This window comes from Candidatus Baltobacteraceae bacterium, from assembly GCA_035502855.1.
In the GTDB taxonomy this organism is placed as follows: domain Bacteria; phylum Vulcanimicrobiota; class Vulcanimicrobiia; order Vulcanimicrobiales; family Vulcanimicrobiaceae; genus Aquilonibacter.
The window spans coordinates 1-25,384 of record DATJTX010000002.1 but is presented as its reverse complement, the minus strand read 5'-3'; the positions used below and the strand labels follow the sequence as shown (position 1 = coordinate 25,384).

Sequence of the window (25,384 nt, the reverse complement as noted above, 5' to 3'; positions counted from 1 at the left end):
AATACTGCCCGGCGAACCACAGCGTTCGCGGATCGGTCGCGTATGAGTAAACAGCATTCGGACCTACGAACGCGTCACCGATGGATTGTGCGCATGCGACGCCGCCCGTGACGGGATCGTTGCCACTGCTCAAGATCGAATACGTCGATCCCGCAGAGGCTACTTGGGCGTATGCATTTCCAGCCCGTACATTTTCGAGCAGCCACTCGTCTACGCTCGATCCGGCGAGCGAATTTTGCGCGCGTTCGTACTGCCACGCGATCAGGCACGGCATCTCGCTCGTGGCGTTGAGCGTTGCCAGGCGATAATCGCCGTTGGTCTCCCACGCCGGCGCGGTGTAGCCCGACGGCACCGTCGGCAGCGTCGGCGCGACGAGTGTTTGATTGCCGCCGGTGAGCGTGACGTTGTCGTGCACGGTGGCTTGGATCGGCGCACCGGGTACCGGCGAAGGCGTTGGACACGTGCCGGCGCAGCTGCTCGGCGGCGTCGTGTATCCCGGCGGCACGGTCGCAACCGCGTCCGCACCGATGATCAGCAGATAATGTCCGTTGGGTGCGCCGTTGAGCACGAAAGTGCCGTTCGACGCGGTCGTTGCTTGCGGTGAGGGCAACGGCGTCGGGCAGCCGTCGTTCTGCGGCGTGATCGACGTCGCCGGCGACGGTGTCGCGCCGCACGGCGACCACGGCATCAGCTTCACGTTCACGCCGGCGAGCGGCGAACCGGTACCGTCGTCGACGACGGTGCCGCTGGCGGTCGTCATCGAGGGCGCCACGGTGGGCGCGGGATTGCTCGTGGCCGGCGCCGAGCCGCTGCCACCACCGCCGCCACCGCACGCGGTGCATGCGAAACAGCAAAGCATCGTGCCTGCGATCAAACGCAAGAAACGCCCACACCCCATAACGCGGGGTTACTTCAGTAGATTGGTGACCCAGGTCCTCCCGGCGCGACCGAGCCGTCGTCGGGTGCGAAGATCAGATTCAGCGGCAGGCTCGAGCCGGCTTCGGGCATCGTCACGATCGTGACGCGCACGAAGCCCTTCGCGGGCACGACGTATTCGCGAATCTTGTAGCGCGTGAAGGCTTTGACTTGGTGTGACTGCACCAGCGTGCCGTCGATGAGATAGGTGCCGGTTGCGCTGCCGCCGCGCGGCTCTTCGTAGATCGCGATCGCTTGCGGCGTAGGCAGTGGGTTCTGCACGTTCACCACAAACGACTCGAGCACGCCGTAATCGCCCGAGAGGGCCTCGCCCTGCATCGAGTTCGGTAGCGGAATCTGCCCGATCGGCATGTCGAGATAGGGATCGTTGACGTTCCACTCGGTTGCGAAGTGAAATTCGGGAATCGTGTAGATGCCGCGCGCGTGCCGCACGGTGCTGGTGAGTAATTTACCGGTGGTCAGCGCGGTCTCGGGATCGTCGCTTGCGTCCTGCGCGACGAGCGTGAGGTGCACGGTGCTGCCTTCCAGCACGCGCAGCTGCAGGAGATTGGTCACGATCTGTCCGGCCGGCATCTCTTGCGTCGCGATCACTTCGGTCGCGTTGCCGGGAATCTGCAGCAAACGCCCCTGATTCTGCACGACGTCGACGAGAAAATCTTTGGTCGCGGCGTGACCGGCTTCCATCTCGTATTTGGCCGAACCGCGCCCGCTGATGTATTGCACGGTCGCCGGTTCCACGGATTCGTTCTGCGCCACGAGCACGATGCGGCGATCGGGCTGTCCGGGCGGATTGTAGTGGTAGTACAAGAAGCGCGAGGGCACTTCGCGTTTGAGATCGGCTTCGAAGAGAATGCCGTTCTCGGTCAGCTTCTCGGGAAAGTCGCTCACCATCAAGATGTCGGGCGAGATGCGCGGCACGGCGACGTTCTGCAGCGTCACCGGCACGGTGCCGCTGACGGCGAAGTAGTTGAGGCCTTGCAGCAGCACCGGCACGTCGACGGTGACCGTGGTGTCTTGGGCGAGATCGCTCGTGAGGCCGACGTCGCCCGGTGCGACGATCGCTTGCGCGCCGGGCCGCAGCATCGTGAATTTCAAAATCTGCCGTACGACGAGGCTCTGTAAGAAGTCGCGGCCGGCGGGATCGCCGGTGACGCGCACCGTGAACGGCTGCGGCAGCGCGCCCGCCTGATAGGCGACGCGGACGCCGACCGATGCGCTCACCCCACGCGTATCGGTGATCGTGATCGTTCCCGCGCCGGGCGCGGTGCCGGTGAGCGTGATCGTGCGCGCGTCTTGATCGATCGTCATCGTGTAGAAGGTGCTGGTCGCCGGCGTCACCGTGAGGTTGCCGAGCGAGCCGTTGACGGTCAACGTCTGCGTGCTGCCGACCGGAATGTACGCGACGTTCGGCGAGACGGTGATCGGCGGCGGCGTCGGCGTGGGTGTGAGCGTCGGCGTGGGCGTTGGTGACTGCGGTGACCCCGAGGGCGCCGGCGATTCGGACGCTTCCGGCGATTCCGAGGGCGACGGCGAGAGCAGCGGTTGCGCGAAGGGTGTGGGCGTTACGCCCGGCGCCGGCGTGGATTGCGCGCGGACGGAAACAGCGCCGCATAGCGCGGCGCCGTACAGGAGCGCGACGATCGCAATTCGTTCAAAACGCAAGGTCAGGCGATTTTCGCCGTCTCGACCCGAGATACCGCCGATGCGAGAAGCGTCTTATATCCCACGTTGGGGAAGAGCACGGTAACGAGGTCCTTTTCGGCGCGCTCGATCGTGCCGATGCCGAACTTCGCGTGCTTTACTACGTCGGCGATCTTGTAGGCCCCCGTCGACGCGGCGGTGACGCCGGCGCTCGCCGGTGCGCTCAGCGCGCGCGCCGCGCTGCGCAAGCAGTTGTCGCACTTGCCGCAGTTGACCGTCTCGAAGTCTTCGCCAAAGTAGTTGAGGATGAAACGCCGGCGGCACGAGGTATTCTCCGCGTACTGCAACATCATCGCGAGCTTCGATTGATCGTAGGATTTCTTCGTCTCGTAGTTGGCGAGGCTCAGCACCAGATCGCGATTCTTGCGCACCGCCTCGGTGAGCCCGTAGGCCGACTTGCCGCTGGCTTCGATGTAGCCCGACTTCTTGAGCAGCGCGAGAATCACTTTGAGCTTGGTGAGCGGCAACTGCAAGATCTTGCGCAGGTCGGTCATCGAGACGCCGTCGGCCTGACCGCCGAAGACTTCGATCGTGCCGAAGACGCGCTGCACTTCTTCGATGTCGGGATACTTGCCGGTGAGGAAGTAGTTCTGCACGCGCGTGTCGCTCATGCGGTAAATCAGAATGCAGCGCGAGAGTAGGCCGTCGCGGCCGGCGCGTCCGGCTTCTTGCGTGTAGGCTTCGAGCGAACCCGGCAGATCGTAGTGCACCACGAAGCGGATGTTCGGCTTGTCGATGCCCAGACCAAAGGCATTGGTCGCAACCACGGCGCGAATCGTCTCGTTCATGAAGCACTCGTGCACGAGCGTGCGATCTTCTTTGTGCAGCTTCGAGTGGTAGACCGCGGCGGGGATGTGGAGCATGTCGGTGAGGAAGCGCTGCACTTCGAGCGCGTTCTTGATCGTCGCGGTGTAGATGATGCCGGTGCCTTCGAGCGCGTCGTCGCCGGCGAAGAGCGACTGCAAGATCTTGAGCTTGTCGGCTTCTTTGTCGGCCTTGCGCGCTTCGTACTGGAGGTTCGGACGATCGAATCCCTTGACGATCGGTTTGACGTGCTCGATGCCCAGCTGATGCAAGATATCTTCGCGCACCGCGGGCGTGGCGGTTGCGGTGAGGGCGAGCACGGTCGGACGGCCGAGGCGCTTGATCACCGCGCCGAGCGCGAGATAGGCGGGACGGAAGTCGTGCCCCCACTGCGAGATGCAGTGCGCTTCGTCGACGACGAAAAGCGGAACTTTGATCGACTGTAAGAGTTCGAGGAAGTTGCGGTCCTCGAGTTTTTCGGGCGTCGTGTAGGCGATCCTGATCGTACCTTCGGCGATGCGCGCGCGGGCGCGCAGCTCTTGCTCTTCGGAGAGCGTGGAGTTAAGCGCGACGACGTCGGTGACGCCGCGTTCGCGCAGCATGTCGAGCTGATCTTTCATGAGCGCGATCAGCGGCGAGACGACGACGGTGGTGCCTTCGAGTAAGAGCGCGGGGAGTTGATAGGTGAGACTTTTGCCGGCGCCCGTTGCGAGAATAGCAAGCGTGTCCTGCCCCGACATGACGCGTGACACGACTTCTTCTTGACCCGGATAAAAGCGTTCGAATCCGAACTTCTCTTGAAGAGCGGAACGGTAATCCACGACGAGTTCGAAGGCCTCCCCTGTGTAGAGCATAACATACCCGCTAGCAGGCCGAGCCAAACGGGCGGCGCGAATCTTGAAACGGTGTCCCTTTACCGTACCTGGCGCCCAAAGTCGTTTGCGGACCTTGTTGGGCAAGACGCCGTCGTTCGTACGCTGACCCACGCTATCGAGGCCGGCAAGCTCGCCCACGCGTATCTGTTTTCGGGTCCACGTGGTTCGGGCAAGACGTCGGCCGCCAAAATTTTGGCGCGGTGTATCAACTGCGTGCAAGGGCCGACTGCTCATCCCGACAATACCTGCGAAAATTGCGTCGCGATGCTCAATGGCACGGCGCTGGACGTGTTGGAGATCGACGCCGCGAGTAATCGCGGCATCGACGAAATCCGCTCCTTGCGAGAAGCAGTAAAATTCGCACCAAGTGTGATGCGCATGAAAGTGTACATCATTGATGAAGCGCACATGCTCACTAAAGAGGGTGCCAACGCGTTCTTAAAGACGCTTGAGGATCCGCCGGCACATGCGGTGTTTATTCTTGCGACGACAGAACCTGAGAAATTGCCGGTAACGATCCTCTCTCGTTGTCAGCGGTATGCGTTCCGCCGCATCGCGATTCCGGTGATGATCGAACGGATGCGCGAGATCGCAACGTACGAAGGCATCGCGATCGACGAAGCCGCGCTGGCTGCATTAGCGTATCGAGCCGATGGTGGATTGCGTGACGCGCTGACGATGTTGGAACAGGCGGCCGCATTTGCCGACGGGCCGATTACGACCGCGGTGATCGATCTCGCATTTGGAGCGACGGGTCGCAACCATGCCAACACCCTTCTGGACGCCGTGGTTGCACACGATGCCGGCGGGGCGCTGCGGGTGATCGAGGAGGCCAGCGACGCCGGCAGCGACATGGTGGTGCTGATCCGCGCGCTGATCGCGAACTTCCGCAATCTGCTGGTCGCCCGGCTCGACCCCGATCTGCTCACCCGCGACCTCGCGCCCGAAGACGCCGATCGCGCGCGCGAACGCGCCGGCGACGTGCCGCAAGCGCTCATCATCCGCGCGCTGCGCGTGCTGGCCGACGCCGCCAGCCTCGCCCGCACCGGCGCCAACCCGCGCCTCGAACTCGAGACGGCGTTGCTCCGGCTGATCCTCGAAGTCGGCGAAGGTAGCGCCGCTCCCTCCGGTCGCGCCGCTTCGGTTGAAAAGGCGCCTCCGGCGCCCCCCGCGACCGAAGCTTCTGTCCCCGCGAGCGCGGCGTCGCCACCTGTCCCCACGACCGAAGCGTCGCCACCTGTCCCCTCGAGCGCGGTTGCGCAACCTGTCACCCTGAGGAGCGAGCCGAAGGCGAGCGTCTCGAAGGGCGACACCCCCGTGACGCTGCAGAAACTCCGCGCCGGCTGGCAGAGCATTCGCACCAAGGTGGAAGCAGAGCGCCCGCCGCTGCGCGCGCCGCTCTCCGGCGCGATGGTGGAGGCGATCGACGGCAACGCGGTCGTGCTCAAGCTGCGCAGCCCCTTCGAAGCCGACATCTTGAAGGACAACGCCAAGCTGCTCGAGTCGGCGATCGCCGACGTCACGGGAGCGAAGCTGCACGTGCGCTTCGAAGCCGGCGCCCCGCCGCCCGCGGAACGCGCAGCGGATCCACCGGCGAATGAAGAAGAAAGCGCCGACGAACTTTTCGGCTACGCCAACGAACGGATCAAGTAACGACGATGAATCAAGCGCAACTGATGCAGCAGGTCAAGAAGATGCAAGCGGAGATGGTGAAAGCGCAAGAAGAGCTTGCGAACACCGTCGTGCAAGGCAGCGCCGCGAACGGCCTCGTGACGGTCGATATGACCTGCGATCAACGTGTGAAAGCGGTCAGCATCAACAAAGACGCCGTCGATCCCGACGACGTCGAAACGCTCGAAGATCTGGTGACCGTCGCCGTCAACGACGCGCTGACGAAATCGAACGAAACCGCGCAAAAACGCATGGGCGGCTTGACCGGCGGAATGAAAATCCCGGGACTGTGATTGTCATCCCGAGAGTCGCGAAGCGTGTCACCCTGAGGTGCGAGCGCGTAAGTGCGAGCCTCGAAGGGCGAGGGACCGCATAGTGCCCACAAAAAGCGGCTCCATCACCGGTCCCGTCCAGGCGCTCATCAACGAGTTTTCGAAACTCCCAACCGTCGGTGCTAAGACAGCCGCGCGATTGGTGTTTCATTTGTTGAACCGCCCGCGCAACGAAGCGCAATCTCTCGCCGAAGCAATTCTCGCGGTGAAAGACAAAGTGCGCTTCTGCTCGGTGTGCTTTTCGCTGACCGAAGACGATCCGTGCGATATCTGCACCGATGAGGAGCGCGATCGCTCGATCATCTGCGTCGTCGCGGAAGCGAAAGACATCTACGCGATCGAACGCACCGGCGCGTTCAAGGGCCGCTACCACGTCCTCGGTGGATTGATCTCGCCGATGGACGGCATCGGCACCGCGCAGCTCCGAGTGAGAGAGCTGGTAGAGCGGATTGGCTTGGAGAATCCAACCGAAATCATCCTTGCTACCAACCCAAACGCCGAGGGGGAAGCGACAGCGCTGTATCTCTTACGGCTGCTGCAACCGCTTGGAGCGACAGTGAGCCGTTTGGCCTACGGCCTTCCTATCGGTGCTGATCTCGACTACGCTGACGAAGTGACACTAGCAAGGGCTTTGGACGGAAGACGCGCATTATAGCCGCTCTTAGGCGCTAGCGCTACGTGGTGGGGTGGAATGAGCGAATCCGTAAGGGCGATCGTATTTAGGCGTCTGAACAAGACGACGTTCAACGCAATGAGAGGCCGCGCTGCGCCCGGCGGCGGGGGTGGCGGCCAAAAGGACATAAGGTTCGGTCGGCGCGATGACATTAACTCCTTTTTTGATGCCGCAACCGCAGGGCATTGGCTTGACAACGCTGTGGCTGTCGGTACGCTAAAAAGGGCAACACTGCAAGCTGTGCAGCAGGCTGCGCGCCACGACGAATGGCGCATCACTCGCCAGGATTTAGATCGCCACCCCGCTTGGACCGAGGCCGAGGGGTTTCCGGCCCGCCGCAGCAGTCGCATACCACCGATCGTTCTTTGGATATGTAGAACGGAATCGGGAAGCACATACGTAGGGATGCTAGCTGGCGGTGTAAGCGCAACGGACCATCTGTATGCGCTAATTTCGATGATCATGGGTCGGCGCGATTCCCTAGCCATTTTAGAAGACTGGGATCAATTCGGAATCCTACGCTATCTCGGCGTCGAACCTTCCGCGAACGATGCTCTTACGCTGAAACTTCCCAGCGTGAAAGTGATTGGCGTCGGATCCACCACTTCTGTGCGAACAGCGGCAGCAGCTACACGTCGGAGGAAGGCTCGTCGAAAATACAATGGGCCTCTTGGAGGGACCGAGAAGACTTTAACGCTGGTTCAATATCGAAAGCGGCAGGCGCAACTAAGGTCGGAGCTCCTCGACTTGTATGATCCAAAGTGTGCCGTCTGCGGCCTGGAACTCGAGGATGCCGCCGCCTTTGAGGTTGAGGCCGCTCATGTCGTACCCGTTGAGCGCGGGGGTACAACGCATCCGTGCAATGGTCTGCTCCTTTGCAGGACGCATCACTGGGCGTTTGATCGAGGACTATTTTTCGTAGGCCAGGCGGGAGAGGTCGTCATTGTTAAGGCGGCCAGCACGCCGATGATGCACTATTTGCAGATGATCGAAGGACGAAAGATACCGGTTGCCTCGGCGAGATGGGGACGGATCGACAGAACGGCGCTAGCCATTAGGGAATCCCTCGCGAGGGAAAGGCAACCCTATTGAGCCTCGATTTCCCCTTATAGCGCGAGCTGTGATGTCACGTACGGTATTGCCCCGATCGCTGCGGCCCGCTCGTACCGATCGTAGTACAGCTTCCACTTTCTTGTGGAACTGGGCCGCGTATATGCTTGCGAAAGAAGGTAATCCCGAGTGACCGTAGATCCACGCTCTCCAGGAAGTGGGGGCTGGGACCGATCCAGCAGCGGAAAATCACGCAATATCAGATCGAGCTGTCCGGCGGTGATGCCGTATAATTCCGCCGCTGCAAAGTCCACGTGACGTCGAAGTACGGCAGCGCCCAATGCGCTTGGGCGCGCTGCGTTGTTGTGGGCATGGTGGCAGACGCCTAGCCGGTGCACAGCTCCCACAAGTTGCCTCCAAACAGAGGACGTCCGTTCGACGGCAGGCATGGGCAGGCTTCTTAGAATGAAGAAGTTGATGCTAGTACTCACGACACGCCTGACGAGCCAGTCAAAAATGAAGCTATTGCTTATGCCCAGGAAAGCAGCCGAAACGAATCCATCGAGATCGTCTGCAAAATCCATTGTCGGAACCTTGTTTCCGCAGGCGGCGCCAGGTGGGATTAGTGCAGATACAAAAGTGCGCTCATTTGTTTGGCCGCCTATATCGCAAAATCCGACGCGCCATCTATCTAGGCGACTGCCAACTCGATCCGTTGCATCGCCGCGATCAACGAAGTATTGCGGCCGGATTGCGCACGGCTTCTCCGCACTTAGCACCTTCCAGACGGCGGAGCGTCCTGAACCGCTGACAAAAGCCTTCGTATCGTGTCGGTAATGCGTAATGTGCCGTCCCTCCACGAGCGGAACCGTCGTTTTCGCGTCTCGACGATGAAATAGCTCGCGATCCATGGTCATATCAAGCTCGCGGAAAAACCTGGGGTTCCAAACCTGTGAGTTGCCGAAAGCCATATGCCTTGAAGCGGAAGCAAAGATTGTCCATTCCTCGCGCGAACGAATCTCCGGTATTGTGAGGTCAGGCCTGATACGAGCCACATCCCTTTGGTCAAAAACGAGGCTCTTCGTTCGCCTAACCACGTCGTTTTGCACGAAGCCGTGGTCGATGGAAATTGATTGTCTAACTCCTCCAGCACCCTTACCCTTCGCGGAGACTATGCAAAACTTCAGGCGGGAATCGGCCTCGAAAAACTTTGCGCGGTTGTCGAAGATTGAAATTTCGACTGACTCGGAGTCACTGAACAGTTTTTCGCGTAGACGCCCAAACGATGCCGCGCGTATCAACGAACCTGGCATTAGATATCGAAGCGTTCTGCCCAGTCGGAGTCCCGAGATTGCCAGTTCGAGAAAGCATGCTGAGAGGTCAATTTGCCTCAGATCGGGAGCGATCGTCTTCTCCCTGAGCATTTTGGCGTAAAGCCGGCGTTCTTGCTTTGCAGCGTGCGTCTCGGAATGAAAGGAAGGGATGGGTGCGCCATAAATAACATCCACGCCCCTGCTCCGGAGCACGTCGTACTGCGTCAGCGCTAAGCGCTCCCACGGAGGATTGCAGATCACGTGAGTGTAGGTCGCGTCCGACCATGCGTTCTCGGCCAAGCTGTCCTGAAGAAGCAGGTGTTTAGAGGCTGACATCACTGCGCTGATTGAGTTCACCATGGACGCAAGCACGAGTCTTGCACCGCGGATCGCGTTAGCGTCTATATCAATGCCAAAAAGGCCGTTGGCAATGAAGTCGGATCTCCGCAAAAGATCGCTGGGCGCAATCTGAAGCGCCGCCGCTGCCAAGAGCAAACCCGAACCACAGGCTGGATCCAGCAAGATCGGATCGCTAACGCGTTCTAGGCCCCGGACAAGGATACGAGCGAGACGGTAGTCAGTATAAAACGATCCGGAGAGTTTTCTCTTGCTGGATCGCCGCTGACATTCTTCGACGAGCGTTGCTAACGCGACCGAGGGCGGAAAGCCGATCTCGCCGCTTGCGATAGTAAGGGCAACGTCGCGGGCGAGTCGTTGGGATAACTTGCGACGCATTGGGCGTCGCTCTTTGAACACGGAAGCATATTCCTTCGCGTCGAGTCCAGAGATAAGACAGGCCGCGTCCTCGAGCACCTGCATCATTGCTGAGCTGTGATGAGCGCGATCGAGATCCGACAGCCCGAATTCTAGGGCGGAGAGCGAAACCTGGAGCGCTCTCGCTTGATAATTCAAATCTATGGCCATCTGCTATACCAGAGACAGTAGGCGATCTTGGGATGCTGCCATAGTTGTGACTCGCGTCCCGACGGGTAGCATTTCTATTAGATATTCCGTCGGAGATCCAGTTGCGTTTGATCCATTTGACGCATATCTCCCCACCGCCCCAAGTTCATGGAGAGTAACGTTTCTAATCTCCGCTAGCTTGTCGACAAGCTCGTTTAGGGCGACATGGCCCTCAGAATTGTAGGAGAGTAGAATACGATTAGCTTTCTGCTGTTCAATCAGTCGAAGAATGTTAGAAAGTGCTTTGCGCTTATAGCAAAAAACGGAGGCCTTGTCTTTCCAAGGGCGCAATCCAGTGACACCTGAGACGGCTGGCTCATCATAAAGAGCTATTGTCTCGAGTATGTGATAGTAAGCGGCATATTGCCTCTTCGTGTACGGGGGGTCAAGGTAAACGGTGTCGACCACTGCGCTGCGAATCGTGAACACGTCAGAATTTAGCACGGTGAACTCGACCGGGTTCGCGCGTAAGGCTCTTCGCGCAAGATACAGGTTTTGCTGCGAGGAAGATGTCCATGAACTAAGGTAGCAACCGTATGTACCGGCCGTGTTCGCAACCGAGTTTGCCGCCTCGATTAAATCCGCGATGAGCAGATTCTGCTCTAGGTCGGAAATGAGTCCCGCGGTGCGCCATTCTCCTATCTTGAGCCGAATGGCGTCAATCTTCATCGCGTTTTCGACGGTAAAGTACATTCGCTGAGCACCCGAGGGGAATGGCGAGTACTCGCGCGTCAGAAAGCCGGGCACTCCAGGTGTCCCGTTCAGGACCGCCTGCGCCGAGCTGTAACCGCCCAGGGCAGCGAATGGGGTCGAGGCGGCACTAGTCAACCGTGCCGTGGCTAGTACGGTAGCCGACGTCAACGTATCGTTTGCGGTTACCCTCCATCCCACGTTCGCCGCGGCCTGGCTCACAATGCCGGTACCAGCGAAGCCGTCGATAAATCGCGCGTCTTGTGTCCGTGGTCGTCCAATTAACTCCAAGAGTGGACGAAGGACCCTGGCCTTAGACCCGAGATAGCGCGTTCCAAGGCGACTCATACTACTATACTTAGTGGTTGCCATTCCATCCGCCTACTAAATGAGGGAATTATGAGGGGCGCTTCGGCCATATGGCTGGCATTTTGAGTGGAGCTGTGCCGGCAAACGCCAGCTGAAAACAGTGCGCTACCGACGCCAGTGACCCCCGACACCGCGCGCGACGCACGCGGCCAATCCACGTGAGCGCAAAGGGTTACGCGTCATCGTTGTTTTGAGGGTGCGAGTAACGGCGGACGTGGACTGGAGTAACGCCCTTGATTGAACGCTCGACGGTTAGCGGGGCGAGAACACCAGGCGGGGGGCTGGAAGAGGGTCAGGTGATAAAGCCTGATCGCGTCCGACAAGGCGCGCGTAGCGTAGCAATCGTCTTCATTGCAGAGTATCCGCTCCTTTCCGGATACGTCGCCGTGTGCGAAGCGATCGTACCATTCGATGGAAGCCGCGCCGAACGGGTGCGTGTCGCGCCACATGAACCCGAGATGTTGCGCGAGCGTCTTGATCGAGATCGCGAGTGGGCCACTCCGTACTGCATCGCACGATTGCGAAAACATTTGGTCTTCTGGCCGATCGTATGCGTCTCGGTCTGACGGCCACGGTTTCCACCTCTTCGGAGGGGCAGGTTTCAGTCCCACTTACTTCGGTTCCTCGTAACTACCTGGGCTGGCGTCGCTAGCGCGCCATTCGGGTGTGCGTTCGCGCGTTGCGTGAGCGAGCGCGCTGCGGACGCCGGCAGTGTCGAAGTCGCGCGCATACACCGGCGTGCCGGGTTGTTGTCGCCACGAATCCTCGAGGCCGCCGGCATCGACCGGATCGAAGCCGAGCTGATCGACGAGATCGATGACGACCATCTTCGCGTGCGCGTCGTCGCCGGCAATCGGAAGCGCAATCCGGCCGGGCGCACCCGACGGCCGTCCCTCTTCGTATAAGTGCTCGGCATAGATGTTGTTGAACGCCTTGATCACGGGATGCCCGATTTGCTGCTCCACCCACCGGCTCTCGGCCATCCCCTTTTCGATCGCGTCGATGCGCCCGTCGCGCTGGCGCGGATAATAATTCGACGTATCGATCACCGCGACGCGCGCGTCGACATTCGCGAACAAGCCTTTCGGCAAGTCCGGCACGTGTTTCATCGGAATCGACACCACGATGACCTTAACGTCGCGCACCGCGTCGCGCACGTCGACCGCGCTCGCGCCGGTTTCGCGCGCGAGATCGGCAAGCGTCTCCGGGCCGCGCGAGTTCGCGACCTTCACGTGATGCCCGAGCTTAGTTAAACGTCGTACCAGCGTGCCGCCGATGTTTCCGGCGCCGATGATCCCGATGTCCATTAGACATGCTCGTCGGACTCGGCGTGATGCGCATCCATCTGGTCTTCGTTTTCAACCGACTCAGTGTCGCCGTACACGACTTGGTCGCTGATCTTTTCACCGAGCGTATGCGTCTCGGTTTGCCGGCCCATCGATTCGGCTTCTTTGGGGGACAGTGGCTTCTCGCGTTCTGTACTCATGGCGCCATAGTACCCTACCCTTCGAGGCTCGCCTGCGGCTCGCACCTCAGGGTGACGGGAGGCTCGCCTGCGGCTCGCACCTCAGGGTGACAGTGGCTGTCCTGCGGCTCGCGCAGTCGGGCGACCCTAACCAGGTACTAACCCAAATAACCATCGGCCGTCAGGGCGCCGCCGTACGCTGGCAGCGGAGGAATACACCATGTCAGCACAATCGCTACCGCTCCCAGCGGGCTTCCCAGGCCTCGGCGCCTTCGGGCAGCTCTTCAGCCGGGTGCCGCGTTGGCTGCTCGCTGCGCTGGCTGCACTCCTGATCGTGGTCCTGATCGCAGGCACGCTCATGGTGCGCGCTCGCTCGGCGGTGCAAGTCGTCACGGCGCCCGTCGTGCAGCAAACGCTCACCCAATCGGTCACCGCGTCGGGAACGGTCAATCCGCAAAACAGCATTTCGGTCGGCACGCAAGTTTCGGGCACTATCTCGCAACTTTACGTCGACTACAATTCGAAAGTTACCAAGGGCGAGGTTCTCGCGCGCATCGACCCGAGCACGATTCAAGATCAGCTCGATCAAGCGCAAGCTAACCTTGCGCAAGCGCAAGCCGAAGCAGCCGAGGCCGGCGCGAACACGAGCGCCGAAGCGGCCGGCGCGAACGCCGCGCAGACCGCCATTCCCAAAGCGCAAGCCGCATTGACGGTGGCGCAAGAGCAGCTCACGCGCGATCAAACGCTCTTGAGCGAAGGGTACATCGCGCAAGAAACCGTGCAGCAAGACCAATCGACGGTCGCGCAAGACGAAGCCGCGGTAGCGCAGGCGCAAGCGGCCTACGCGCAAACGCAGGCCCAGACACAAGCGCAGGGCGCCGGCGCGCAGGCGGCGCAAGCCGCAGCGCAAGCGGCGGCCGCAACGGTGGCGCAAGACCAAGTCAACCTGAACAACACCGTCATCACCTCGCCGGTTACCGGCACGGTGGTCGCACGCGACGTCTCGATCGGTCAAACCGTCGCTGCCTCGCTGCAGACGCCTACGCTCTTCCTCATCGCGCAGAACCTGAATCAAATGGAAGTCGACATCAACGTCGGCGAACCGGATATCGGTGGCGTGAAACAGGGCGATAACGTCGACTTCACGGTGCTCGCCTACCCGAACCAAGTCTTCCACGGCAAGGTCACGCAGGTGCGCATCAACCCGACGACCGTGAACAACGTGGTCACCTACGACGTGGTGGTCGACGTCGACAACACGACCGGCCAACTGCTCCCGGGCATGACGGCCAACGCCACGATCGACGTGGCAAGCGCGCCCAACGCGCTCGTTGTTCCGGTTACCGCGGTGCATGCCACCCTTCGACAGGCTCAGGGTGACACAGCGGCAGCCAGTCCGTGGGGCGGCGGCGCCAGCACGGCCAGCGCGGTAACGCAAGGTGAAGACGCCACGCTGATGGTGCAACAAGGCAAGAAACTGGTGCGCGTGCCGGTGCAGGTCGGCCTGGTCACCTCGACGCAAGCGGCGGTGAGTCCGCTCGATGGCGCAACGCTGAGCGCGGGCGAGAACGTGGTCACGTCGATGAGCGGCGGCTCGCACAAGGGCAATGCGAAAGGCAACTACCAAGCCCAGCATGCGCAGTCGGGTTCGAGTAACCCGCTCGCCGGCGGCGGTACGCCTTCCCGCGGCGCAACCCGCGGCATCCAGTAGGGACGCTAGTCGCGGAGGTCGGCGAAGATCTCCGCGACGTCGAATTCCAGCCAGGGCACGGCCTCGCACGTAAAGCGATCGCCGTGCCCGAACGTTTTCATGCCGTCGCGGGTGAAGGCGCGAATCTCTTCGCTCTCGGGAAGAACATCGAGCGCGAGCGTCCCACCCATCTCGAGATAGGCGCGCATCTTCCACTCCACGTTGGCGATGCGATCGGCAGGAGAGCGAATCTCGATCGCCACGTCGGGCGAAAGCGGCGGCTGTTCGCGCTTGTCGGGCGTTAGCGCGTCGAGACGCTCGCGTGCGACGAACGCGATATCCGGTACGAGCGAGGTGCGCGGATCGCCCGGGGCGTTCATGTAAAAGCGCCACTCGGTTCCGACATCACCGCGGTCGCCCGCGAGACGCGCAACGAGCGTGGCGAGGCGCAGCTGGAGGACCGCATGGCGCCGCTGCGGGCTCACTTTGCGGACTGCCCGGCCGGCCAGGATTTCGGTGTAGGGCTTCTCGTCGATCGCGTGCGGCATGATGGTTGAATCCTCACGCTGACCATATCACGCCGAGGCCGCGGTCTGTCTAGTGGCGAGGCGGTTCCGATGGGGTGACCGAAAGCGGAAGATCGTGGGAACGCTGCTGTTGCGCGACGCCGATGTCGTCGCCGCGTTCGACGACGACGGTGCGATCGCCGATCGCGCCTCGATTCTGATTCGCGACAACGTCATCGAACGCGTCGGTCCGGCGGCGCAATTGCCGGAAACCGCCGACATCGTGATCGACGCGCGCGGAATGATCCTGCTGCCGGGCCTGATCAACACCCATCATCACTTCTTCCAAACGCTCACACGCAACGTACCGGGCACGCAAGACGTCGGGCTCTTCGAGTGGCTCGTGCGGCTCTATCCGATCTGGGCGCGGCTCACGCCCGAAGCGGTGCGCGTCTCGAGCGCGGTCGCGATGGCCGAGCTGATGCTCAGCGGCTGCACGACCTCGAGCGATCACACCTATCTCTGGCCGAACGGCGCGCGGATCGAGGATCAACTCGAAGCGGCCGCACAGCTCGGCATGCGCTTTCACGCCGCGCGCGGCTCGATGTCGCTCGGCCAATCGCGCGGAGGTCTCCCGCCCGATTCGTGCGTGGAAGACGAAGCCGAAATTCTGCGCGACTCGCAGCGCGCGATCGAACGGTATCACGACCCCGCGCGCTACGCGATGACGCGCATCGTGCTCGCGCCCTGCTCGCCCTTCTCCGTCTCGCAAGATCTGATGCGCGAAACGCTCGCGCTGGCGCGCAGCAACGGCGTGCACGTGCACACGCATCTGGCCGAAACGCTGGATGAAGAACGGTACTGTCTCGAACATTTCGACCTGCGTCCGGTCGAGCTGGCCGAATCACTCGGCTGGATCGGCGAGGACGTATGGCACGCGCACATGGTGCATCCGAACGCTGCCGAAATCGCGCGGCTCGGCGTAACGCGCACCGGCATCGCGCACTGCGCCAGCTCGAACATGCGCCTCGCCTCGGGCATCGCGCCGGTGCGCGCGCTCGAACGCGCCGGCGCGCGCGTGGGACTCGGTGTCGACGGCTCGGCCTCGAACGATTCCTCCGCGATGCTGGAAGAAGCGCGCCAAGCGATGCTGCTGCAGCGCATCGCCGGCGGCGCCGATGCGATGAGCGCCGCCGATGCACTGCGGCTCGCGACGCGCGGCGGCGCGGCGGTGCTCGGCCGCGACGACATCGGTGCGCTCGCCCCGGGCATGGCGGCCGACGTCATCGGCTATCGCCTCGATGCGTTGGGCTTGGCCGGGGGCGCGGTGCACGATGCGCTCGCGGCGCTCGTGTTCTGCCGTCCGGGAACCGTCGATCTCTCGATCGTCAACGGCCGCGCGCGCATTCGCGGCGGCGCGTTCGTCGATCTCGATCTGCCGGCGTTAATCGAGCGGCACAACCGGATCGCGCGCGCGCTCGTTCGCGACGAGCTGCGCTGAGGCGATCGCTTCGAGCACGCGCTCCGGCGTCATCGGCAGCTGCGTGACCCACGCGCCGGTGGCGGCGTGAATGGCGCTTGCGACCGCCGCGGCGAAGGGCACCAGCGGCATCTCGGCCATGCCGCGCGCACCGAACGGACCGTTCGGATCGGCCAGTTCCAGCAGCACCGGATACACCTCGGCCGGCATGTCGAGCGTGGTCGGCAACAAGTACGTACTGAAATACGGCGTGAGGATCTTGCCCTCGCGCGCGATCAAATTTTCGGTGAGCGTGTAACCCACCGCTTGCGCCAGACAGCCTTCGATCTGTCCTTCGACTTGCTGCGTGTTGATCGCGCGGCCCACGTCGTGCACGCTGATGACGCGCAGAATGCGTACGAGACCGGTGCGCGTGTCGACCTCGACTTCGACCGCTTGCGAGACGTAGCCGTAGCAATAGTTGGGAACGCCCTCGCCGGTCTGCGGATCGAGCATCGTCGTACGCGGCGGACGATATTGCACGGTGGCCTTGGCATCGGGCCCGGGGAATTTGGCGCGAGCCGCGAGCGCGGCGTCGTGCACCGCGCGTCCGCCCATCAGCGTCAGACGTGACGCGGAAGCGCTGCCAGCATTCGGCGCTTCCGACGAATCGTCGGTGATCATCGTGACGGCGTCGAGCTCCACCTCGAGCGTGGCCGCGGCGATCTGGCGCAGCACCGTGTGCGCGCCTTGGCCGCATTCGGCCGCGCCGACACGCACCACCGCGCGTTCGATCGCGCGCGTGCCGTACAGCTCGACCGTAGCCGTGGCCTGTTCGGGAAAGCCGAAGGAATAGCCGACGTTCTTGATGCCCGAGGTGATGCCGATCCCGCGGCGCAGATGCGTCTTCGGCCGCGGATCGGGATGACCGTACCCGAAACGCGTTTGCGCTTCGGCCACGCAGCGCTCGAGCACCGGCAGCGCGCCGACGCCGGCGGGTAACGGCGCGCGCGTCGGTTGGAGATCGCCCTCGCGATAGATGTTGCGGCGGCGAATCTCGACCGGATCCATGTCGAGCGCGTGCGCGAGGCGCGTCACCATGATCTCGGCCGCGAACTGCGCTTGCGGCGAGCCAAAGCCGCGGAACGCGCCTGCCGGCACGTTGTTGGTGTAGACCGCGTACCCGTCGGTTGCGACGTTTTCGACCGCGTACGTACCGCCGGCGAAGAGCGTCGAACCTTTGAGCACTTCGACGCTGGTCGACGCGTAGGCGCCGCCGTCGGCGACCAGCTCGGTCTGCGCGGCGAGGATCGTACCGTCTTTCGCGGCCGCCCACTTCGAGCGAATCGAGTACGGATGACGCTTGTGATGGCCGATGATCGACTCGTCGCGGCTCCACACGATCGCGGTCGGACGTTTGAGTTTCCAGGTCGCCAGCGCAAGCAGCGGCTGCACGTTCAAATCTTCGCGTCCGCCGAAAGCGCCGCCGATCTTCGCATAGCGGATCACCACCTGCTCCGGATCGAGCGCGAGCATCTCGGCGATCTGCCGGCGATCTTCGTGCAGCCACTGCCCGGCGGTTTCGACGACGAGCCGATCGCCTTCGTAATAGGCGATGCCGGCGTCGGGCTGCAGATACGCGTGCTCTTGCCACGAGGTCGTGAACGCGCCTTCGACGACGACCGCCGCGCGCGCGAACGCCGCATCGACGTCGCCGCGCCGGATGCGCACGTGTTCGAGCACGTTGCTCGCGCGATCGGCGTGCACCAGCGGTGCGCCGGGCTCCATCGCAGCGCGCGCGTCGTCGACGACCGGCAGATCCTCGTAGCTCACGCGCATCGCGCGCGCGCCCGCATCGGCGGCGTCTTGCGTCTCGCCCACGACCAGCGCGACCCGATCGCCATAAAAGCGCACGACGTCGTCGCAGAGCAGCGGCTGATCCGCACTGATCAGGCCGTAGCGGTTGTGCGGCACGTCCTTGGCGGTGAGCACCGCCACCACGCCGGGCACCGCGCGCGTGGCGCTATCGTCGATCGAGCGAACGCGGGCGTGCGCGCGTTGCGCGAAGACGACCTTGAGCCGCAGATGATCGTCGCGCACCAAATCCGCGGGATACTTCGCCGAGCCGGTTACTTTGCCGAGCGCGTCCGGACGCGGAACCGGCTTGCCGATCATACCCGCGCCTCGCGCGCGCTCGCCGCGATCATCGCATCGAGAATCTTGCGATAGCCGGTGCAGCGGCAGAGGTTGCCGCTGATCGCGCTTTGATGTTGCGCGAGCGTCGGAGAGGGATGCTCCTCGAGCAGCTTCGCACCCGCCATCAGCATGCCGGGAATGCAGAAGCCGCACTGCACCGCGGCGCGATCGATGTAGGCTTGCTGCAGCGGATGCAGCCGCTCGCCGCTCGCGAGTCCTTCGATCGTGGTGATCGTCGTGCCGTGCGCTTGCGCCGCGGGAACCAGACACGACATCACCGCCATGCCGTCGAGCCAAACCGTACACGCGCCGCACTCTCCCTCGGCGCAGCCTTCTTTCGAACCGGTGAGATGCGCGTTCTCGCGCAGCGCGTTGAGCAACGTTTTGCCGGCCGCGCCGGCCAGGCGCATCGCACGGCCGTTGATCGTCGCGTCGATCGCGCCCTCGAACGGCGCCGCCGGCACGGACGTTCCCTCCCCGCTCTCGAGCAGCACCGGCGGGTCGAGCAATCCGTCGGCGTGACGGCGCTCGGCGATGCGTTCCAATCCTTCGTCGATGAACACCGCCAGCGTCGTTTCGCGGTAGGCTTTCGATCCGCGCACGTCGCCGATCGCCGCCGCGTCGTGGCCGGCCAGCCGCGCGGCTTCACGGCGCGTTGCCGCGTCGAGCCGCTTGCCGCGCAGATACGCCTCCGCACTGCGCGCGCGCACGATCGTCGGCGCGAGGCAGCCCAGCGCGATGCGTGCGTCGCGCACGGTCTCGCCATCGAACGTGAGCACGAACGCGACGTCGATCACCGAGATCGCTTGCGCGCGCCGCAACCCGAGTTTCAAGAACAACCCACGCTGATCCGCGCGCAGCTTCGGAAAGCGAATCGCGGTGATCAGTTCATCGCGCCGCAGTGCCGTCGTACGAAAGCCGGTGAAGAACTGCTCGACCGGCAACACGCGCGTCTGCGTCGCGCTGAAGAGTTCGATCGATGCATCGAGCGCCACCAGCGGCGCGATCGTATCGTTCGCGGGCGATGCGGTGACCAGATTGCCGGCGATCGTGCCGCGCGTGCGAATCTGCGGCGCGCCGACCTCCGCGCAAGCTTGCACCAGCGGCAGCGCATACTCGATGCACTCGCGCGAGGCCAGCACGTCGTTGTGTGTCGCCAAACCGCCGATGGCGATGGCTTCGCCCTCGGCGCGCACGTATTTCAGCGCGGTGAGCTTGCTCACGTCGATCAGCGTGCGCGCCGGCTTGACGCCGCGCTGCAGTTCGACCAGGACGTCGGTGCCGCCGGCGACGATGCGCGTCTGTTCGTCAGCCTTCGCCAGGAACGCGAGCGCCTCGGCCAGGGATCGGGGTTGGAGAACCTGTTGCCACCACATGGGAGGCTGATATTTTCCGCACGCGCGCAAGGATGCCATCTTCGCGCATCGGTAATGAGCCGCTATGCGCGACATGATCGGCTACGGGGCGAAGCCGCCCGACCCGAAATGGCCGGGCGGCGCGCGCCTCGCGCTGCAGATCGTCATGAATTACGAGGAGGGGTCGGAGTATTCGATCCCCGACGGCGACGGCATGTCCGAGACGTATCTCACCGAAGTGCCGGGCGCGAGTTTGGGCCCCGGCAAACGCGATCTGATCGTCGAGTCGATCTACGAGTACGGCAGCCGCGCCGGACTCTGGCGCCTGATGCGCGCTTTTTCCGAACGCAAGCTCCAAATTACCGTCTTTGGTGCGGCACTCGCCCTCGAACGCAATCCGGAGGCGGCGCACGCGATTCGCGAAGCCGGCTACGAAGTCTGCTCGCACGGCTATCGGTGGGTGAGTTTTGCGAACATGGACGAAGCGCAAGAACGCGAGGAGATGCGCAAAGCGGTCGCGTCGATCGCGCGCACGACCGGCGAGCGCCCCTATGGATGGTATTGCCGCTACGCGCCGAGCGAGAACACCCGCCGCTTGGTCGTCGAAGAGGGCGGGTTTCTCTACGACGCCGACGCCTACAACGACGACCTTCCGTATTGGACGAAGGTAAGCGGCAAAGATCATCTGGTGATCCCGTACACGCTCGACGTCAACGACATGAAGTTCTCGGTCGCGCCCGGCTTTTCGTCGCCCGCCGGCTATTTCGAGTACATGCGCGACGCGTTCGACGTGCTTTATCGCGAGGGCGCGACGCAGCCGAAGATGATGTCGGTCGGATTGCACACGCGACTGGCCGGACGCCCCGGCCGCACCGCCGCGCTCGAACGTTTTCTCGATTACGTGCTCGAGCACGACGACGTATGGATCTGCCGCCGCGTCGACATCGCACGCCATTGGATCGCGAACCACCCGCCGCAATGAGCGCCTTACGATGAGCGCGCGAACGTTGAACGTCGTCGAACGTTTGGATGCGCTGCGCGTGCTCGGCGCGCACGAACACGGCATCGATCGCGCGCTGCTCACGCCGCCGGAGCGTGCCGCGCGCGCGCTCGTCGCTTCGTGGGCGCGAGCGAGCGGCTTTGCGGTCATGCAAGATCGCGTGAGCAATCTCTTCGCGCGGCGTGAGGGCGGGCGCACCGGCCGCAAACCCATCCTCATCGGGTCGCATCTCGACACCGTGCCGACCGGCGGTGCGTACGACGGCGCGTACGGCGTCGTCGCTGCGCTGTGTGCGTTGGAACTGCTCGATGCGCGCGGCATTCGCACGGCGCACCCGCTCGAAGCCGTCGCGTGGGCGGGCGAAGAGGGCAGCCGTTTTCCGCTCGGCGCTTTGGGCAGTTCGGTCTTCGCGGGACTGAGCGACGAAGCTGCGGTGATGACGATGATCGGCGATGACGGCGTCGCGTTCGCCGACGCGCTCGCCTCGCCCGAGGGCGGGTTGCTCGACGACGTGCCGATCCGCGAGGAGCGCGACGTTGCCGCTTACCTCGAACTGCACGTCGAGCAAGGACCGGTACTCGACGAGCTGGGGCTTTCACTGGGAATCGTCACCGCGATTGCCGCGCAGCGGCGCCTGCGCGCGACCGTCGTTGGGCGCAGCGGACACGCCGGCACGGTGCCGATGAGCCTGCGCTCGGATGCGCTGTGCGCCGCTGCCGACCTCGTGCTCGCGTTCGAAAGCGCGGCGCGCGAGACCGGCGATGCGGTCGCGACCGTCGGTCGCATGATCGTCGAGCCGAACGGCACGAACGTGATCCCAAATCGCGTCACGTTTTCGCTCGATCTGCGCTCGCCCGACGAACGCAGACTCGATGCGATCGAGTCCTATCTCAACGACGCGATCGCGCGCGTGCAAGCGCAACGCAGCGTCCGCGTCGAGATCGAAGCCTTCGAACGGCGCAGCGCGACGGCGATGACGCCGGCGTTGCGCGAGGCGATCGCCCGGGCGATCGATGCGCTGGGCGAACGTCACGCCGACCTGCCGAGCGGAGCCGGGCACGACGCGATGAGCCTGGGCAAGATCGTGCCGGCCGCGATGATTTTCGTGCCCAGCATCGGCGGCAGCAGCCACGTCGCGGAAGAGCGCACCGCGGAGCGCGATCTGCTGCTCGGCGTCGAAGCGCTCGCCGGCGCGATCGTCGAGGTCGATCGCGCGCTCGACTAGAATCGAAACGCGCTATGCGATTCTTCATCTGCGGTTCGGCGCTGACCGGACAACCCGACAACCGGAATCTGGGCGGCGCGACGTTACTCGGAGCGGCGCGCACCGCGCCCAAATATCGCCTGCATTCCGTAAAAAACGGTTGGCATCCGGGCATCTACGAAGTCGAGAGCGGCGGCATTTCGATCCTGGGCGAACTCTACGAACTCACGCCGCAGCAGCATGCCTCGCTGATGGCGGGCGAGCCGCCCGACATGTATCAGGTCACGATCGAGATGGACGACGGATCGCACGCGGAGGCGATGCTCTACCCGCGCGAGTTGATCGAGAAGCACGGCTATCCCGACATCTCGCACTTCGGCGGCTGGGCCGCGTATAAGGCGTCAACTTCCGCGGTAGGTTGAATACCCGAAGGGCGAGAGCAAGAGCGGCACGTGATAATGCTCCTCGACGGCGATCGTGAAACGCACCGGAACCTCGTCGTACAGCGACGAGGTTTTGTGTTTCTCGAAATACGCGCGCACGCCGAATCGCAGTTCGTAGATGCCCGGCGCGAGCGCGCCGCCGAAGGACGCCGCGATGCGTCCGTCGCCATCCGTGGTGCCGCGGGCGATCTCGCGCGCGGCGGCGCCGATGAGGTGGAGCGTGACCTCGATGCCGCTCGCCGGCGTACCGCGTGCCGTATCGAGAACGTGCGTGCTCAGTGATGCCATCTAGATCTTTGCTCCTTGATCGATCCACGTTCCGACCAGCGTTCGCTCCGCCTGCGTCATGCCGGTGACGTTGCCGAGCGGCATCGCCTGCGTTTGCACCGCCTGGGCGAGTACGCGCGGGGCGTTGGCGGCGATGTGTGCCGGCGTATCGAGCAGCACGCCGGCCGGCGCGACGTCGAACCCGGGCTGCGTCGGATGCGCGGCGTGACAGACGGCGCAGCGCTGCGCGAAGATCGGCGCAACCTGCGCGAAACTCACCGGAGTTGCGCCGGCGCTCGCCGTCATTCGCGGTGCGAGTGAAATCGCGGTTGCGACGATGACGACCGCGGCGGCGGCGGGAAGCGCCCACACCAAGCGCGCCTTGTGGGTGAGGATGAAGAAATACCGAACCAGCACGCCGGCAGCGGCGAGCGCGACGAGCACCAGCCATCCGTACGCACCCGAATACAGCATCGGGTAGTGATTGCTGATCATCAGGAAGAGTACGGGCAGCGTGAGATAGGTGTTGTGCACCGAACGCATTTTCCCGAGCATCCCCGGCCGCGGATCGGGGCGCTGACCGGCGCGAATTTGCGCGAGCATGCGGCGCTGTCCCGGAATGATCACGAAGAAGACGTTGGCGGCCATGATCGTGCCGATGATCGCGCCGACGTGCAAAAACGCCGCGCGGCCGCTGAAGACGTGATAGAGCGCCCACGAGGTGAAGATCAGGAAGAGCGCGATGCTCGCCGCGAGCAGGCGCGGCCGGCGTTCGAGCACGCGGCAGAGTCCGTCGTACACGAACCAGCCGATGAAGAGCGAGGCAATGCTGATCGCGATCGCGGCCGAGGGAGAGAGCGCCATGACGCTCGGATCGATCAGATACGTACGCGCGCCGGCCCAATAGACGATTGCCATCAGCGCGATGCCGGAAATCCACGTCGAGTACGCTTCCCACTTGAACCAATGCAGGTCGTGGGTCAGCGGTTCGCGCGTGGGCCCGGTCAAGTATTTCTGATTGTGATAGAAGCCGCCGCCGTGAACCGACCAGAGCTCGCCGCAGACGCCCTCCTCCGCGTCGTCGCGTTTGAGCGGCGCAACGAGATGGTTGTCGAGCCACACGAAGTAGAACGAGGCGCCGATCCACGAGATGCCGGCGACGAAGTGAAACCAGCGCACGAGGAGATTGAGCCAATCGAGCGCGTACGCTGGCGTCACGGCCCGCTCACCGCGTCGCTCAAGCGCAGCTGCGCGATCTTGTTGATCTCGCGCAGCGCCGTGCGGATCTCTTCGCTCAGGTCGTTGTCGAGCCGCGCCTCCATCGCATCGAGGATCGAACGCTTCGTGTGCTCGCGCACGCAGATCACGAACGGCAGGCCGAAGCGTTCGCGGTACGCGGCGTTGAGCGTATCGAAGCGCGCGCGCTCGTCCGGCGTGAGCAGATCGAGGCCGGCGGAAGCTTGCTCGGAGGTCGACGCGGGAGTCAAGCGCCCCTCGCGCGCCAGCCGCCCGGCCAAGTCCGGATGCGCGGCGATCAGCGCGATGCGATCGCCTTCGTTGGCGTCGACGACGATCTGGGCCAGCGTGGCGGCAAGCGCTTCGAGGCTTGAAAACGGGCGTGCCGGGACCGCGTAACGCGCAATCCAGGCGGTATTTTCATAGATCGGACCGACCGCGGCGACAAAGGCGTCATCGTCGAGCTGGTTGAGCTGCGCGAGCGTCATCACGCGCCGTTTCGGCTCTCACCCGCCTCTAACCCCGCTTGCCACGGCGCCTCAAGCGGGCGACCTACGATGTGGTTGGAGGAATACATCGTGGAACGCACACTGGAACCGGTCGTCCGAGTCGAAGGCTTGCGCAAAGTCTATTCGCTCGGCGACGGCCAGGTGATCGCACTCGCCGGCATCGATCTCGAAATTCAGGCCGGCGAATTCGTCGCCGTCATGGGCCCCTCGGGCTCGGGCAAATCGACGTTCATGCAGATCACCGGTCTGCTCGACAACCCCACCGCCGGTCGCTACTTTTTCGAAGGCACCGACGTCTCGCATCTCGATGGCGACGCCCGGGCCGACATTCGCAGCCGGCGTCTCGGCTTCGTGTTTCAGGCGTACAACTTGCTCCCGCGCACGAGCGCACTCGAAAACGTCGAGCTGCCGATGGTGTACGCGGGCGTGCCCGCCGCGGAACGCGCGCGGATCGCGCACACGATGATGGACGTCGTCGGTGTCGACCATCTCGCGCAGCATCACCCGAATCAAATGTCGGGCGGACAGCAACAGCGCGTCGCGATCGCGCGCTCGCTGGTGAATAACCCAGGCCTCATCCTCGCCGACGAGCCAACCGGCGCACTCGATACCAAAACCAGCGAAGACGTCATGCGTATCTTCAAAGAGCTCAACGAGAAGGCCGGCATCACCATCAT

General features: G+C 63.4%; 21 protein-coding genes. 9 read left to right on the top strand and 12 right to left on the bottom strand.

Annotation, left to right across the window (positions count from 1 at the left end; translation table 11 throughout):
* From VMF11_00450 to VMF11_00440, 3 genes are all read right to left on the bottom strand, one after another.
* On the bottom strand, positions 1-859 hold an 859-nt coding region (locus VMF11_00450), incomplete at its 3' end, for a hypothetical protein (GenBank protein ID HTU68762.1).
* A 53-nt stretch (positions 860-912) separates the two neighbouring features.
* Positions 913-2,598 (bottom strand): hypothetical protein, encoded by a 1,686-nt coding sequence (locus VMF11_00445; protein ID HTU68761.1) that lies wholly within the window; start codon positions 2,596-2,598, stop codon positions 913-915.
* Positions 2,599-2,600: 2 nt separating this feature from the next.
* On the bottom strand, positions 2,601-4,295 hold the full coding sequence (locus tag VMF11_00440) for an ATP-dependent DNA helicase RecQ (protein HTU68760.1): 1,695 nt from the start codon (positions 4,293-4,295) through the stop codon (positions 2,601-2,603).
* 51 nt (positions 4,296-4,346) lie between these two features.
* Here VMF11_00440 and dnaX point away from each other — a divergent pair, with 51 nt between their 5' ends.
* From dnaX to recR, 3 genes are read left to right on the top strand one after another with little or no spacing between them, the layout of a single operon-like run.
* A complete protein-coding gene (gene dnaX, locus VMF11_00435; GenBank protein ID HTU68759.1) occupies positions 4,347-5,969 on the top strand; it encodes a DNA polymerase III subunit gamma/tau in 1,623 nt (540 codons plus the stop codon).
* Between the two features lie 5 nt (positions 5,970-5,974).
* Positions 5,975-6,280, top strand: coding sequence for a YbaB/EbfC family nucleoid-associated protein (locus tag VMF11_00430; protein ID HTU68758.1), 306 nt, complete (start codon positions 5,975-5,977; stop codon positions 6,278-6,280).
* A 37-nt stretch (positions 6,281-6,317) separates the two neighbouring features.
* A complete protein-coding gene (gene recR, locus VMF11_00425; protein ID HTU68757.1) occupies positions 6,318-6,974 on the top strand; it encodes a recombination mediator RecR in 657 nt (218 codons plus the stop codon).
* A 1,124-nt stretch (positions 6,975-8,098) separates the two neighbouring features.
* On the opposite strand, the gene VMF11_00420 is transcribed toward recR, so the two are convergent.
* The 3 genes from VMF11_00420 to VMF11_00410 all read right to left on the bottom strand — a co-directional run bounded on the left by VMF11_00420 (position 8,099) and on the right by VMF11_00410 (position 12,863).
* On the bottom strand, positions 8,099-10,279 hold the full coding sequence (locus VMF11_00420; protein HTU68756.1) for an N-6 DNA methylase: 2,181 nt from the start codon (positions 10,277-10,279) through the stop codon (positions 8,099-8,101).
* Positions 10,280-11,988: 1,709 nt separating this feature from the next.
* The gene (locus tag VMF11_00415; GenBank protein ID HTU68755.1) at positions 11,989-12,684 is read right to left on the bottom strand and encodes an NAD(P)-binding domain-containing protein; all 696 of its coding nucleotides are present in this window, start codon (positions 12,682-12,684) and stop codon (positions 11,989-11,991) included.
* The gene (locus VMF11_00410; protein HTU68754.1) at positions 12,684-12,863 is read right to left on the bottom strand and encodes a hypothetical protein; all 180 of its coding nucleotides are present in this window, start codon (positions 12,861-12,863) and stop codon (positions 12,684-12,686) included. The genes VMF11_00415 and VMF11_00410 overlap by 1 nt, the downstream gene beginning before the upstream one ends.
* Positions 12,864-13,062: 199 nt before the next feature.
* Here VMF11_00410 and VMF11_00405 point away from each other — a divergent pair, with 199 nt between their 5' ends.
* Positions 13,063-14,553, top strand: coding sequence for an efflux RND transporter periplasmic adaptor subunit (locus VMF11_00405; protein HTU68753.1), 1,491 nt, complete (start codon positions 13,063-13,065; stop codon positions 14,551-14,553).
* Positions 14,554-14,558: 5 nt separating this feature from the next.
* Here the strand turns inward: VMF11_00405 and VMF11_00400 are convergent, their stop codons facing one another.
* Positions 14,559-15,080 (bottom strand): Uma2 family endonuclease, encoded by a 522-nt coding sequence (locus tag VMF11_00400; GenBank protein ID HTU68752.1) that lies wholly within the window; start codon positions 15,078-15,080, stop codon positions 14,559-14,561.
* Between the two features lie 94 nt (positions 15,081-15,174).
* Between VMF11_00400 and VMF11_00395 the strand changes: the two genes are divergently transcribed.
* On the top strand, positions 15,175-16,539 hold the full coding sequence (locus tag VMF11_00395) for an 8-oxoguanine deaminase (protein HTU68751.1): 1,365 nt from the start codon (positions 15,175-15,177) through the stop codon (positions 16,537-16,539).
* Here VMF11_00395 and VMF11_00390 read toward each other — a convergent pair.
* Both VMF11_00390 and VMF11_00385 read right to left on the bottom strand, forming a co-directional pair.
* The gene (locus VMF11_00390; GenBank protein ID HTU68750.1) at positions 16,483-18,672 is read right to left on the bottom strand and encodes a xanthine dehydrogenase family protein molybdopterin-binding subunit; all 2,190 of its coding nucleotides are present in this window, start codon (positions 18,670-18,672) and stop codon (positions 16,483-16,485) included. The genes VMF11_00395 and VMF11_00390 overlap by 57 nt on opposite strands.
* On the bottom strand, positions 18,669-20,108 hold the full coding sequence (locus tag VMF11_00385) for an FAD binding domain-containing protein (protein HTU68749.1): 1,440 nt from the start codon (positions 20,106-20,108) through the stop codon (positions 18,669-18,671). Before VMF11_00385 ends, VMF11_00390 begins: the two co-directional genes overlap by 4 nt.
* A gap of 25 nt (positions 20,109-20,133) precedes the next feature.
* On the opposite strand from VMF11_00385, the gene puuE reads away from it, so the two are divergent.
* The 3 genes from puuE to VMF11_00370 are packed head-to-tail and all read left to right on the top strand — an operon-like array spanning position 20,134 to position 22,674.
* The gene (gene puuE / locus VMF11_00380; GenBank protein ID HTU68748.1) at positions 20,134-21,030 is read left to right on the top strand and encodes an allantoinase PuuE; all 897 of its coding nucleotides are present in this window, start codon (positions 20,134-20,136) and stop codon (positions 21,028-21,030) included.
* Positions 21,031-21,040: 10 nt separating this feature from the next.
* On the top strand, positions 21,041-22,273 hold the full coding sequence (locus tag VMF11_00375; GenBank protein HTU68747.1) for a M20 family metallo-hydrolase: 1,233 nt from the start codon (positions 21,041-21,043) through the stop codon (positions 22,271-22,273).
* A gap of 14 nt (positions 22,274-22,287) precedes the next feature.
* Positions 22,288-22,674: a gamma-glutamylcyclotransferase gene (locus VMF11_00370; protein HTU68746.1), complete on the top strand. Its 387-nt coding sequence runs from the start codon at positions 22,288-22,290 to the stop codon at positions 22,672-22,674.
* Here the strand turns inward: VMF11_00370 and uraH are convergent.
* The 3 genes from uraH to uraD are packed head-to-tail and all read right to left on the bottom strand — an operon-like array spanning position 22,654 to position 24,686.
* Positions 22,654-22,983 (bottom strand): hydroxyisourate hydrolase, encoded by a 330-nt coding sequence (gene uraH / locus VMF11_00365; GenBank protein HTU68745.1) that lies wholly within the window; start codon positions 22,981-22,983, stop codon positions 22,654-22,656. The two genes, VMF11_00370 and uraH, sit on opposite strands and share 21 nt — an antisense overlap.
* The gene (locus VMF11_00360; GenBank protein HTU68744.1) at positions 22,984-24,180 is read right to left on the bottom strand and encodes a urate hydroxylase PuuD; all 1,197 of its coding nucleotides are present in this window, start codon (positions 24,178-24,180) and stop codon (positions 22,984-22,986) included. It abuts the gene before it with no gap.
* Positions 24,177-24,686: a 2-oxo-4-hydroxy-4-carboxy-5-ureidoimidazoline decarboxylase gene (gene uraD / locus VMF11_00355; protein ID HTU68743.1), complete on the bottom strand. Its 510-nt coding sequence runs from the start codon at positions 24,684-24,686 to the stop codon at positions 24,177-24,179. The genes VMF11_00360 and uraD overlap by 4 nt, the downstream gene beginning before the upstream one ends.
* Before the next feature lie 90 nt (positions 24,687-24,776).
* Here uraD and VMF11_00350 point away from each other — a divergent pair.
* The coding region (locus VMF11_00350) for an ABC transporter ATP-binding protein (protein HTU68742.1) at positions 24,777-25,384 on the top strand (608 nt) is incomplete at its 3' end.

Coding starts and splice junctions, on each gene's coding strand:
- VMF11_00440 (HTU68760.1), bottom strand. CDS start 4,295: ATGCTCTACACAGGGGAGGCCTTCGAACTCGTCGTGGATTACCGTTCC.
- VMF11_00430 (HTU68758.1), top strand. CDS start 5,975: ATGAATCAAGCGCAACTGATGCAGCAGGTCAAGAAGATGCAAGCGGAG.
- VMF11_00420 (HTU68756.1), bottom strand. CDS start 10,279: ATGGCCATAGATTTGAATTATCAAGCGAGAGCGCTCCAGGTTTCGCTC.
- VMF11_00415 (HTU68755.1), bottom strand. CDS start 12,684: ATGGACATCGGGATCATCGGCGCCGGAAACATCGGCGGCACGCTGGTA.
- VMF11_00410 (HTU68754.1), bottom strand. CDS start 12,863: ATGAGTACAGAACGCGAGAAGCCACTGTCCCCCAAAGAAGCCGAATCG.
- VMF11_00405 (HTU68753.1), top strand. CDS start 13,063: ATGTCAGCACAATCGCTACCGCTCCCAGCGGGCTTCCCAGGCCTCGGC.
- VMF11_00400 (HTU68752.1), bottom strand. CDS start 15,080: ATGCCGCACGCGATCGACGAGAAGCCCTACACCGAAATCCTGGCCGGC.
- VMF11_00390 (HTU68750.1), bottom strand. CDS start 18,672: ATGATCGGCAAGCCGGTTCCGCGTCCGGACGCGCTCGGCAAAGTAACC.
- VMF11_00385 (HTU68749.1), bottom strand. CDS start 20,108: ATGGCATCCTTGCGCGCGTGCGGAAAATATCAGCCTCCCATGTGGTGG.
- puuE (HTU68748.1), top strand. CDS start 20,134: ATGCGCGACATGATCGGCTACGGGGCGAAGCCGCCCGACCCGAAATGG.
- VMF11_00375 (HTU68747.1), top strand. CDS start 21,041: ATGAGCGCGCGAACGTTGAACGTCGTCGAACGTTTGGATGCGCTGCGC.
- VMF11_00370 (HTU68746.1), top strand. CDS start 22,288: ATGCGATTCTTCATCTGCGGTTCGGCGCTGACCGGACAACCCGACAAC.
- uraH (HTU68745.1), bottom strand. CDS start 22,983: ATGGCATCACTGAGCACGCACGTTCTCGATACGGCACGCGGTACGCCG.
- uraD (HTU68743.1), bottom strand. CDS start 24,686: ATGACGCTCGCGCAGCTCAACCAGCTCGACGATGACGCCTTTGTCGCC.